Genomic DNA, 11,219 nt, shown 5'->3' with positions numbered 1-11,219 from the left:
GCGGATCAGGCCGTGCGCCCGGCGCGGGGGCCCCGGAACGACTCCCACAGGTTGAGGGCAACCAGAACCACGGACAGCCCGCCGATCGCTGCCAGGGCCGGTACGTGCTGCGCCGCGGGGATCGCGAGCACCAGTACCCCCGCGACCACCAGGCGGAACGGGCCCAGGACGGTGTGGGCCGCCCGGGCGAAGGCCGCATGCGCCGCCAGGAAAAGCGCGGTCCCTCCCAGGAGCGCCGCCGCCGGGAGTAGGGAAAGCCCCTCCGCGAGGGAATGGTGGGTGGAGTCGGAGACGTACTCCAGCACCTTTTTCATGCCCAGCGCCGCCAGCACGATGCCGGCCACCATCGGCAGATGCAGGTAGGTGTAGGCCAGTTGGGCCATGCGCGTCCGTTGCCTGCCCCCGGAAACCGCCAACTGGTGCTCTCCGTCCGCGGAGACCCTGTTGAAGTAGGCCCACCAGATGCTGGCGCTGACCGTAAGCCCCAGAAGGCTGGCGGCCAGCACCGGCCAGGACACCGGCGTCCCTGACATTCCCACCCCGATGGCCACGATGGATTCGCCGATCGCCACGATGACGATCAGCCCGTGCCGTTCGGCGAAGTGCTTGGCGGAACGGACCCGCCAGCCCTTGTTCCCGATCAACAGGGTGCCCCCGTAATCGACGAGGATCACTCCGGCCCACAGCAGGCTTTCCGCCGTCCCGTCCAGCGGCGCGGCCGCCAGCAGCAGCAGCGTCGACCCGCACATGGTCACGGCGAACAGCGATACCTGCTTGCGTAGAGCGGGATCCCCCTTGCTCGCGAAGGCGAACAGGATCAGATGCACCAGCCGGACCACCAGATAGCCGAGGGCGAAGACCAGCGGTCCGAGGAATCCTCCGCCGAGGTCCTCGAAGGCCTCCGGAATGGACAGGGCCATCACGAGCATCCCACCCATCCCGGCGAACATGGCGATTTCGGTGGGTCCTTCGTCGGCCTTGACCACATTGGCCACCCAGGAGAAGCAGACCCAGCACCACCACAGAATGGCCGTGACGCACAACCCCCGCAGGACGCCGGCGGCGCTGAGATCGTGCGCCATCGTCGCGGTCACCTGCGTCAGAGCGAACACGAACACCAGGTCGAAGAACAGTTCAAGCGTCGTCGCACTGCTGGTCTCGACGACTTCCCTGAACCGCGGTCGGGCAGGGCGGCTCAATGCTGCCCCTGCCCGCTCAGGCGCTTCTTCTCCTCGAAGTACCAGCGCATCACGGCTCGCAGGTTGTCCGCGTCGTCGCGGGCCCAGTTCCTCATGATCTCGCACCCGAAGGCCAGGGCGGTCACGGGCCGGGCGCCGGCGGCAACCATCCTTTCGAAGGCTCGGTCGTGTGCCACGGGGCTGATCCCTCCGACCGCATCGGCGACCGGATAGACCTCGTATCCCTCGGCCAGCATGTCGAGCGTCGGGAACGTCAGACACACCTCGGTCCACAGGCCGGCCATGACCACCTTCCGGCGGCCCGTGCCCTCGATCGCCGCCCGAAAATCGGGATCCTCCCACGCGTTGACTCCGGTCCTGTCGATTTCGACGGCACCGGGCAGCTCGTCCATGATCTTCGTGGCCGTCCCTTGGTTGACCCCCATGTCCACCGCGACCGTGCTGACGACCACGGGAATCCCGTACGCCGTTGCGATCTTGCACAGGGCCACCACGTTCAGGTCGATTTCTTCGCGCGTGGCCGAGGTCACCGTCGCATACTGGCCCGGCTGGAAATCGATGAGGGCCACGACTGAGTTCTCCGCCGTGAGCAGATGGTCCGTCGAGGGATCGCGGATGGGTTCCGGCTGGGTTTTCGGCATCAGGCCTCCTTGAATCGGGACCGGTTGGCAGGCCGTCCAACCGGACACTCACGACAAGAAGCCTAGTCGCCCCGACGGCGACGCCATGCACCGGACCCGCTCAAGCGCACCCGTTCCGGTCAAGCCAAGAGGGCGGCTTCCCCGCGGGAAGCCGCCCTCTTGGCGTATGTGGTGAGTCCTGCCGTCCGCCGCTAGGCGTCCGTGGAGAACCGCATGATCAGGCCCAGCGCCACGATCACGGCGCCCCAGACCAGGCCCAGGACAACGGTGATCCGGTTGAGGTTCCGCTCGGCGACGCCGGAGGATCCCAGGCTGGTGGTCATGCCGCCGCCGAACATGTCGGACATGCCGCCGCCCCGGCCCTTGTGCAGCAGGATCAACAGGGTCAGCAGCAGGCTGGTGATACCCAGCAGAACCTGCAGGACGATCTTCAGTGCTTCCACTTCGGCCTTTCGCTCGAAGCCGTGCCGACGGGCACGGTCTACTCGGTCACCAAGTGGTGCTCGAACCTGACAATGCTAGCAAATTCGGCCGCGTCGAGGCTGGCGCCGCCGACCAGCAGGCCGTCCACGTCCCGCTCGCGCAGGATCGCCGCGGCGTTGCCGGCCTTCACCGAGCCGCCGTACAGCAAGCGCACCGCGGCGGCCGTGCCGGCGTCGTACAGTGCCTCCAGTTCGGCGCGGATCGCGGCGCACATCTCCTGCGCGTCGGCCGGACCGGCCACCTCGCCGGTGCCGATCGCCCAGACCGGCTCGTAGGCGATGACCAGCCGGGCCGCCTGCTCGGCGGTCACGTCCTCCAGGTTGGCCCGGAGCTGCGCCAGGGTGTGGGCGACGTGGGTGCCCGCGGTGCGGACCTCCAGTCCCTCGCCCACGCACAGCACCGGCACCAGGCCGTGCCGGTAGGCCGCGGCCATCTTGGTGCTGAGCAGGGCGTCGTCCTCGCCGTGGATGGTGCGCCGTTCGCTGTGGCCGACCAGCACGTAGCGGCATCCCAGCCGGGCCAGGAACTGCCCGGAGATGTCGCCGGTGTAGGCGCCGGAGTCGTGCGGGGACAGGTCCTGGCCGCCGTAGGCGACCGGCAGGTCATCCCCGGCCACCAGCGTCTGCACGCCGCGCAGGTCGGTGAACGGCGGGAACACCGCCACCTCGACCCGCTCGAAATTGTGCTTGGCGTCCTCGAGCGTCCACACCAGCTTCTGCAACAGGGTGATGCCCTGGACATGGTCCATGTTCATCTTCCAGTTGCCGGCGATCAGCGGCGTGCGGTCGAACTTCCCGTTTGTGGAGGTGGTCATGCGGCCCTTCTAGCGGTCGAGTGCGGTCAGGCCGGGCAGTTCCTTGCCCTCGAGGTACTCGAGGGAGGCGCCTCCGCCGGTGGAGATGTGGCCGAAGTCGTCGTCGTGGAACCCGAGGGTGCGCACGGCCGCGGCGGAGTCGCCGCCGCCGACGACGCTGAACGCCTCCGACTCGGCCAGGCCCTGCGCCACGGCGCGGGTGCCGCCGGCGAAGGCGTCGATCTCGAACACGCCCATGGGGCCGTTCCAGAACACGGTGTTGGCCGAGCGGATGTAGCTGGCGAAGTTCTCGCCCGACTCCGGGCCGATGTCCAGGCCCAGGCCGGTGGCCCCGAAGGCGCCTTCCTCGAGCTTGTCCGCGGGCAGGATCTCGTGTTCGGCGTCCGCGCCGAACTTGGAGGCCACGACGATGTCGGTCGGCAGGATGATGTCGCAGCCGACCTCCTTGGCGCGGGTCAGGTAGCCGCGCACGGTGTCCAGCTGGTCCTCCTCGAGCAGGCTGCCGCCGACGGCGTGCCCCTGGGCCTTGAGGAAGGTGAACGCCATGCCGCCGCCGATGAGCAGGTGGTCGGCGCGGCCGAGCAGGTTGTCGATGACGGCGAGCTTGTCGGAGACCTTCGATCCGCCCAGCACGACGACGTAGGGCCGCTTGGGTGCCTCGGTGAGGGTCTTGAGGACCTCCACCTCGGTGCGCACGAGGTCGCCCTGGTAGGAGGGCAGCAGCGCGGCGATGTCGAACACTGAGGCGTGCTTGCGGTGCACGGCGCCGAAGGCGTCGTCCACGTAGGCGCCGTTGCCGCCGGTCAGGGCCGCGAGCTCGGCCGCGAAGGCGGCGCGTTCGGCGTCGTCCTTGCTGGTTTCGCGGGCGTCGAAGCGCACGTTTTCCAGCACCAGCACCTCGCCGTCGCCCAGCGCGGCGGAGGCGGCGCGGGCGCTGTCGCCCGTCACGTCCTCGGCGATGGCAACCGGGAAGCCGGCCAGTTCGCGCAGGCGCTCGGCGGCGGGCTTGATGGAGTACTTGGGGTCCGGGGATCCCTTCGGACGGCCCAGGTGGGCCATAACGACGACGCGGGCGCCGGCGTCGGCCAGCTTGGCGATCACGGGGAGGGACGCGCGGACGCGGCCGTCATCGGTGACGGTGGACCCGTCGAGCGGCACGTTCAGGTCGCTACGGACCAGGACGTGCCGCCCGCGGACACCAACGGCGAGCAGTTCGTCGAGAGTGTGAGAAGTCATGGGTCTAAACCTAGCCGATAAGCATCGGCCTAACCGAGCCGCGACCCGACATACTCGGTCAGGTCCACCAGCCGGGAGGAGTAGCCCCACTCGTTGTCGTACCAGGCGACCACCTTCACGGTCCGCCCGATCACCTTGGTCAGCGGGGCGTCGAAGACCGCCGAGGCGGGGTCGCCGGCGATGTCGGTGGACACCAGCGGATCCGTGCTGTACTTCAGCAGCCCCTCCAGCCGTCCTTGGGCGGCTTCCAGGAAGGCCGCGTTGACCTCGTCGACGGTGACGTCCCGGTCCACCTCGACGGTGAGGTCGGTGGCCGATCCGACCGGAACCGGCACGCGCATGGCGTAGCCGTCCAGCTTGCCCTTGAGCTCGGGGATCACCCGGCCGATCGCGCTGGCCGCTCCGGTGGAGGTCGGGACCACGTTCAGGGCCGCGGCGCGGGCCCGGCGCGGGTCCTTCTTGTGCGGGGCGTCGTGCAGGTGCTGGTCGGCCGTGTAGGCGTGGATGGTGGTCATGAGGCCGTTGACGATGCCGAAGGAGTCGTTGAGCACCTTCGCGACCGGAGCCAGGCAGTTGGTGGTGCAGGAGGCGTTGGAGATGACGTCGTGGCTTGCGGGGTCGTACCGGTCCTCGTTGACGCCCATGACCACGGTGAGGTCGTCGCCCGTGGCCGGCGCGGAGATGATGACCTTCCGCGCTCCCGCCTGCAGGTGCTTGCGGGCGTCCTCCCCGTCGGTGAAGCGTCCGGTGGATTCGATCACGACGTCGACGCCGAGTTCGCCCCACGGCAGTTGGGCGGGGTCCTTTTCGGCCAGGACCTTGATGCGGTGGTCGCCAACGACCAGGAAGTCGCCGTCCACCCGCACGTCCTCGGCGAGGCGGCCGAGGATGGAGTCGTATTTCACGAGGGGGGCCAGGGATTCGATCGAGCCGAGGTCGTTGACCGCGACGATCTCCACGTCCGCCCCCTGGGCCAGCGCGGCCCGAAGGTAGTTGCGTCCGATGCGTCCAAATCCGTTGATGCCAACACGGGTAGTCACGAGCTGTTCTCCTTGCGGACGGGTGCCACTTCCGTGGGCGCCTGCTGCCTAAGACCCGGAAGCGACGTGTGCAAAAAGGGGTGGGACACTCCGTTGTGCCGCCGGCCGGGAGGCCGGCCGCCGCCGCGGGTTCCACGCACCCGGCCGGGTGCGTGGAACCCGCGGCGAACGTTGCCGCCATCCTACGTCATGCGGCGCAGGGTGTGACGGCTGCCACAAGGGCTACTTGCCCGGAACGACCAGGGCCTTGGCGCCGGAGCGTGCCGCCTCGAAGCGGGCAGACACGTCGGCCCAGTTCACGATGTTCCAGAACGCCTTGACGTAGTCGGCCTTCACGTTGACGTAGTCCAGGTAGAAGGCGTGCTCCCACATGTCCAGCATCAGCAGCGGGGTGGTCGCGACCGGAATGTTGCCCTGCTGGTCGTAAAGCTGCTCAATGAGCAGGTTGCCGCCGATGGCGTCGAAGGCCAGCAGTGCCCAGCCGGAGCCCTGCAGGCTCAGGGCAGCGGCGGTGAACTGGCCGCGGAACGCGTCGAAGGAACCGAACTGGTCGTCGATGGCGGCAGCCAGCTCGCCGACCGGCTTGTCGCCACCCTCCGGGGAGAGGTTGTTCCAGAAGATCGAGTGGTTGGTGTGTCCACCCAGGTGGAAGGCGAGGTCCTTGGAGAGCTTCGGGATGTTGCCGAACTCGCCCTTGGCGCGGGCCTCGGCCAGCTGCTCCAGGGCGGTGTTCGCGCCGGCGACGTAGGTCGCGTGGTGCTTGCTGTGGTGCAGCTCCATGATGCGCGCGGAGATGTTCGGCTCCAGAGCGGCGTAGTCGTACGGCAGCTCCGGGAGGGTGTACTGGGACATGCTTCCTCCAATAGTTTTCCACCCCATTGCGGGGGTGATCGGTGGGTAATGCATCCCGCGCCGCAACGGGCACGGAAAACTGGTTTCGGTCAGCCGTCCAGCATGTCGGCGGTGACGCTGGCCTCGGTCCCGGGGATCCCCAGGTCCGCGGCCTTCTTGTCGGCCATGGCAAGCAGGCGGCGGATGCGCCCGGCGATGGCGTCCTTGGTCATGGGCGGATCGGCCAGGCGTCCCAGCTCGTCCAGGCTGGCCTGCTTGTGGGCCACGCGCAGCTCGCCGGCGTACTTGAGGTGCTCGGGGACCTCGTCGGCGAGGATCTCCAGGGCGCGCTCCACGCGGGCGCCGGCGGCGACGGCGGCCTGCGCCGAACGGCGCAGGTTGGCGTCGTCGAAGTTCGCCAGGCGGTTGGCGGTGGCGCGGACCTCCTTGCGCATGCGCCGCTCCTCCCACACCATGAGCGCGTCGTGCGCGCCCATCCGGGTGAGCAGGGCCGCGATGCTGTCGCCGTCGCGGATGACCACGCGGTCCACGCCGCGCACCTCGCGGGCCTTGGCCACCAGCCCCAGCCGGCGTGCCGCCCCCACCAGCGCCAGGGCCGCCTCGGGACCGGGGCAGGTCACCTCGAGGGCGGCGGAGCGGCCCGGCTCGGTGAGCGATCCGTGGGCCAGGAAGGCCCCGCGCCAGACGGCTTCGGCGTCGGCGGCGGATCCGTTGACGATCACGGACGGCAGGCCGCGCACGGGCCGTCCCCGCCCGTCCAGCAGGCCGGTCTGGCGGGCCAGCGACTCGCCGTCGCGCACCACGCGCACCACGTAGCGGCTGCCGCGGCGCAGGCCACCGCCGGAGACGACGATGATCTCCGAGGTGTGCCCGTAGACCTCGGCGATCGCCTGGCGCAGCCTCCGGGCGGTGGATGCGAGGTCCACCTCGGCCTCGATGACGATGCGGCCGGAGATGATGTGCAGGCCGCCGGCGAAGCGCAGGATTGCGGAGACCTCCGCCTTGCGTTCGGAGGATTTCTTCACGTCCAGCCGGGAAAGTTCGTCCTTGACCGATGCGGTCAGTGCCATGGGATTCCGCTTCCTAACTGCTTGGCGAATCTTTGTCGAACGAGGTGAATACGTCGTGGTAGGCGGCGGCAAGCCGCAGCGGATCATGGGTCGCACGACCGGCACCGCTGCCTACTTTACCGAAAAAGCACCGGGCTCCCAGCCGGGCGGCGGCCTGCCGAAACGTTTCTTCGTCATCGATCGACAACGGGTCCGCCAGCACCGCGTCCAGCCGAAGCTCGGGCGCGTACCGCGCGATCACGTCAAGGTGGTCGGCGGCGTTCATGCCGATCGTTTCCTTGGTTTCCGTGGCCAGGTTCATGGTGAGCAGGCGGCGGGCCTCCGTGTCCTGGAGCGCCTGGCGCATCTCCGGCAGCAGCAGGTGCGGCAGGACGGAGGTGTACCAGGAGCCCGGGCCGAGCACCACCCAGTCGGCCAGCTCGATCGCGGAGAGCGCCTCGGCGCAGGCGGGGGCGTCGGCCGGCTCCAGGCGCACGTTGCTGACGATCCCGATCTGGCCGGCGGTGGCCAGCTTGGCCTGTCCGACGACGCGGCGGCGCACCAGCTGGCCGCCCTCCCCCGGGCCAAGGACGTCCCCGGAGATCGTCAGCGGAACCGTGCTCATCGGCAGGACCGTCCCGCGGGCCCCCAGCAGGGCGCCGGCCCAGCGCAGCCCGGCCACCGGATCGCCCAGAAGCTCCCACAGGGTCGCGATCAGCAGGTTTCCCAGCGCGTGGTTGTCCAGCGAGCCCGGGCTGCCCGGCTTGGAGGTGAAGCGGTGCTGCATGACGTCCCGCCAGGTGCGGCCCCAGTCGGTGTCGTCGCAGAGGGCGGCCAGCGCCATCCTCAGGTCGCCCGGGGGCAGCACGTCGAGTTCCTGGCGCAGCAGGCCGGACGATCCGCCGTCGTCGGCCACCGTCACGATCGCGGTGATCTCCGTGGTCAGCCGGCGCAGCGCGGACAGCGAGGCGGACAGGCCGTGCCCTCCGCCGAGGGCGGCCACGCGCACGGTTCCGTTGCCCTCCCGCGAAGCAGGACGCGGAACCAGCGGGAACTGGCTGGTGTAGAAGGACATCCCCGCCTACTCCCGCCCAAGGTCGCGGTGGGAGACCTGGACCGTGACGTTCGGCAGCTGGCGCAGCCGGCGGGCAAGTTCCTCGCTGATGGCAACGGAGCGGTGCTTGCCTCCGGTGCAGCCGACCGCGAGGGTCGCGTAGTGCTTGTTCTCGCGGCGGTACCCCTCGAAGACCGGCTCCAGGGCGCGCAGGTAGGCGGAGATGAATTCCTCGACGCCCTCCGCCGCGAGCACGAAGTCGCTGACGTCCGCCTCGAGGCCGGTGTGCCGGCGCAGTTCCGGAACCCAGTGCGGGTTGGGGATGAAGCGCATGTCCGCGACGTAGTTGGCGTCGGACGGCAGCCCGTACTTGAAGCCGAAGCTCATCACGTTCAGGCGCAGCACCACCGTGCCGGTCTCGGAGAACAGCTCCGTGATGGCCGTCGCCAGGGCATGGACGTTCATCGGGGTGGTGTCCAGGACGATGTCGGCGGCCTCGCGCAACTCGCGCAGCACCTCGCGTTCGGCGGCGATCCCGTCGAGGATCCGGCCCGGTCCCTGCAGCGGGTGCGGGCGGCGCCCCATCTCGAACCGGCGCACCAGCAGGTCGTCACTGGCGTCCAGGAACAGCACCCGGTAGTTCACCCCCGCCGCGCTCAGCAGCGCCAGGTTTTCGCGCACCTGCGGGAACAGCGCCTTGCTGCGGACGTCCATCACGACCGCGAGCTTCGGGATCGCCCCGTGCATGCGGGCAACCAGTTCGGTCAGCGTGCCAAGCATCTGCGGCGGCAGGTTCTCCACGACGTACCAACCGTGGTCCTCGAGGGCGTGCGCCGCGGTCGTGCGTCCGGCACCGGACATGCCGGTAATGATCAGAAGTTCGGAATCGACGGCGGTGACCTCGGACTGCTCGGTGGACATGGCCCAAGCCTATCCCGCGCTGGGACGCGGCAACGCCTTTTCGCCCTCGGCACAGACGCCGGGCCCGGACAGCCGCGTAAAGTCGGAACCGGCCCGGCGCCCGGGGCCCACTAGGACCGATACAGGAGAATCCGCATCATGAAGGCCGTACTGCAGCGCGCCCGCACCGCTTCCGTCAGCGTCGACGGGGAAACCGTCGGCTCGCTCGACCGGCCCGGCCTGCTGGTGCTGCTCGGGGTCACGCACACCGACGGCCCGGCGGAGGCGGCCCGGCTGGCCGAAAAGGTCTGGAGGTTGCGCATGCTGGAGGACGAGCAGTCCTGCGAATCGGCCTCCGCTCCCCTGCTGGTGGTCAGCCAGTTCACGCTGTACGGCGAGGTGCGCAAGGGACGCCGCCCGTCCTGGACCGCCGCCTCCGGCCGGGACCACTCCGAACCGCTCTACGAGGAGTTCGTCTCCTGCCTGCGCGCCCTCGGGGCCAAGGTTTCCACCGGCGTCTTCGGCGCCATGATGGAGGTCGCCCTGGTGAACTCCGGGCCGTTCACCCTGATCGTCGACACCGCGGACCTGCCTGGCTGAGCTCACGCCGCCGCGCGCCGTTCCCCGGACCTGCCGCGCCGTCCCCGTGCGGCAGGTCCGCCCCCTGCGTCAGTGATGCTGTGCTGGGTCGTGAGGTTTGGCTGGGACTTTCCTGTCCCATGAAATGACTAAGTCAGAAACCGATCTAGATTATAAATAACTCCAAACCTTTCCACATTTCCACAACGGAGCCACCAGGGAGCATTGCCGCGACGCCGGCGTTTCCCGGCGCGCCGGGTGGCAGTTGTCGCCGGCGCTGCAACCCGCCAGGCCCTCGCACCCGCGATCCGATGGCCTGGGACGGTCCCCTGCTCGCGGGCAAAGGCCCCTCTGTGCACCCACCCCTGCGCGTCCAACCCTCCACCCCCTGCCAGCGACTACGCCTGGCACCGGCGGGCAGTCGCTGGCGGACTCCCCCGCTCAGGGGCAACCGGCCCAGCCGACGCCCCTGGCCCCAAAGAGCCGTGTGCAATCGCGCTTCCGCACCGGAAACGGCGAGGGCCCCTCCCCCGTCAGTGGATTTTTGACGTTCGGAAAGGAGTAGCTGGAACCTGTGACATTCAAGGGATGGTAAGTCAGAAACCGATCTAGCATATATATTTCTCTACTGTCACACCCCCGGATTCCCCGCACCCGCTGGCGGCACCGCCCGCCACACATCCCATCGCCGCGGGCCCGCGCCTGAACTCCGCCCAGCTTGCGGCGTGTTCGCACGGCCGTCCTCTCCTGCAGGCCGCCGGGCCGACCACGGTGCTCCATGCCGGGCGCTATCCCGCGGGAGCGACCCTTCCCGTAGACGGGCGCCCTCCCCTGCCGAGGCCCCGGACGCGCACAGTGCCCTTTCATGCAGTGCCCTTTCGCACTCCCGCCTTTCGCGACTCCCCCGCTCCTCCGTTCGTCCGTTCGTCCGTCCAGTCAAGGGGCACCAGCGCAGGGCAGGTTGTCGCCAACGCGTGCGGGCGGACCCGCTGGTCAACCCTGGCGCTGCCGCCGGAGGCGCACGTACCCCCTGCCACCCCTTCCCCGTTCTCGGATTTCTTGCTGACTGGATTTTGCGAAGTGAAGCCAAACACGGACTGGTCGACTAAGTCAGAAACCGATCTAGAATATATAATTCTTTACTTGGGGGAGCGCGATCGACCCAGGACCGGACCCTGCGGGCGGCCCCGCACCCGCATCCTCGCGCCGCCGTCGCCCTACTACCTTCCGCCTTCCGCCGGCGGGCTCCTGGGGCGGAGTTGTCGGGGACAGAATCGTTGGGGACGAAATCCTGGCGCGGATTCCTGATGCCCGGCTGCGACGCAGGACTACCCCACCCCGGCCCGCCGATGCCGCTGCCGCTGCCCCACAT

11 protein-coding genes are annotated in these 11,219 nt (G+C 69.1%); 1 reads left to right on the top strand and 10 read right to left on the bottom strand.

All coding sequences use genetic code 11. The annotated features are described in order from the left end of the window. Positions 1-5: 5 nt before the first annotated feature. From ABD912_RS14135 to rapZ, 10 genes are all read right to left on the bottom strand, one after another. Positions 6-1,199 (bottom strand): low temperature requirement protein A, encoded by a 1,194-nt coding sequence (locus ABD912_RS14135; protein ID WP_345151672.1) that lies wholly within the window; start codon positions 1,197-1,199, stop codon positions 6-8. Next, positions 1,196-1,840: an isochorismatase family protein gene (locus tag ABD912_RS14130; RefSeq protein ID WP_345151670.1), complete on the bottom strand. Its 645-nt coding sequence runs from the start codon at positions 1,838-1,840 to the stop codon at positions 1,196-1,198. Before ABD912_RS14130 ends, ABD912_RS14135 begins: the two co-directional genes overlap by 4 nt. 191 nt (positions 1,841-2,031) lie before the next feature. Beyond that, the gene (gene secG, locus ABD912_RS14125; protein WP_345151669.1) at positions 2,032-2,283 is read right to left on the bottom strand and encodes a preprotein translocase subunit SecG; all 252 of its coding nucleotides are present in this window, start codon (positions 2,281-2,283) and stop codon (positions 2,032-2,034) included. A gap of 38 nt (positions 2,284-2,321) precedes the next feature. Beyond that, a complete protein-coding gene (gene tpiA, locus ABD912_RS14120; RefSeq protein ID WP_345151668.1) occupies positions 2,322-3,137 on the bottom strand; it encodes a triose-phosphate isomerase in 816 nt (271 codons plus the stop codon). Between the two features lie 9 nt (positions 3,138-3,146). Then, positions 3,147-4,373: a phosphoglycerate kinase gene (locus ABD912_RS14115; protein ID WP_345151667.1), complete on the bottom strand. Its 1,227-nt coding sequence runs from the start codon at positions 4,371-4,373 to the stop codon at positions 3,147-3,149. A gap of 29 nt (positions 4,374-4,402) precedes the next feature. Further along, positions 4,403-5,413 carry a type I glyceraldehyde-3-phosphate dehydrogenase gene (gene gap, locus ABD912_RS14110; protein ID WP_345151666.1) on the bottom strand — a complete coding sequence of 337 codons (1,011 nt, stop codon included), beginning with the start codon at positions 5,411-5,413 and terminating at the stop codon, positions 4,403-4,405. 222 nt (positions 5,414-5,635) lie between these two features. Beyond that, positions 5,636-6,265: a superoxide dismutase gene (locus ABD912_RS14105; protein WP_345151665.1), complete on the bottom strand. Its 630-nt coding sequence runs from the start codon at positions 6,263-6,265 to the stop codon at positions 5,636-5,638. Positions 6,266-6,354: 89 nt separating this feature from the next. Then, on the bottom strand, positions 6,355-7,335 hold the full coding sequence (gene whiA, locus ABD912_RS14100) for a DNA-binding protein WhiA (protein ID WP_345151664.1): 981 nt from the start codon (positions 7,333-7,335) through the stop codon (positions 6,355-6,357). Positions 7,336-7,348: 13 nt separating this feature from the next. Further along, positions 7,349-8,389, bottom strand: coding sequence for a gluconeogenesis factor YvcK family protein (locus ABD912_RS14095; protein ID WP_345151662.1), 1,041 nt, complete (start codon positions 8,387-8,389; stop codon positions 7,349-7,351). Positions 8,390-8,395: 6 nt separating this feature from the next. Then, positions 8,396-9,289, bottom strand: a complete 894-nt coding sequence (gene rapZ / locus ABD912_RS14090) for an RNase adapter RapZ (protein ID WP_345151661.1) — start codon at positions 9,287-9,289, stop codon at positions 8,396-8,398. A 138-nt stretch (positions 9,290-9,427) separates the two neighbouring features. On the opposite strand from rapZ, the gene dtd reads away from it, so the two are divergent. Next, positions 9,428-9,868: a D-aminoacyl-tRNA deacylase gene (dtd, locus tag ABD912_RS14085; protein ID WP_345151660.1), complete on the top strand. Its 441-nt coding sequence runs from the start codon at positions 9,428-9,430 to the stop codon at positions 9,866-9,868. Positions 9,869-11,219: the final 1,351 nt, after the last annotated feature.

Origin of the sequence: Arthrobacter ginkgonis (assembly GCF_039540195.1) — a bacterium.
Lineage (GTDB): Bacteria > Actinomycetota > Actinomycetes > Actinomycetales > Micrococcaceae > Zafaria > Zafaria ginkgonis.
This window is presented reverse-complemented; position numbering and strand designations above follow the sequence as displayed.